This window comes from Bacillus sp. SIMBA_005, assembly GCF_046535585.1.
GTDB classification, from domain to species: domain Bacteria; phylum Bacillota; class Bacilli; order Bacillales; family Bacillaceae; genus Bacillus; species Bacillus pumilus.
Map to the genome: position 1 here is coordinate 1 of NZ_JAWRWI010000087.1, position 377 is coordinate 377.

The 377-nt window shown below is 32.4% G+C and carries 1 protein-coding gene; it reads right to left on the reverse strand.

Annotated features, from left to right (window positions below):
• Nucleotides 1-377, reverse strand: a 377-nt coding sequence (locus tag SB660_RS19225; protein WP_486304201.1) for a hypothetical protein, incomplete at both ends; no start/stop codon positions are given.

Genomic DNA, 377 nt, shown 5'->3' on the forward strand with positions numbered 1-377 from the left:
GTCACTCGGGTTGGTATCAGCCCAGATAAAATTGTTATCGTAGAGTTTTTTAAAAGGAGCATCTATCCCACTTGGATTGGTGTAATCTTTATCAACATCATTCCAAAACTTAACCTTTTTAATTTCGTCTGGATCGTCTTTATTCCATGATCTTTTTACTTTAAAACACTCACTCGTACCTTCCTGATAGATATTTTTCAGAAATGAGTTTATCTTATTTTCTTGAACGTGAGCATTAATAACATTAGTTAAATTACCGGTATAGGTAACCTCTATTGACAAATCATTGAGGATAATTGCAGGATCGGATTTATTTAGTAAAGTAGATGGATCTTTTTTGGTTGAGTCTTTAATAAACTCTAATGCTTCAAAAACAG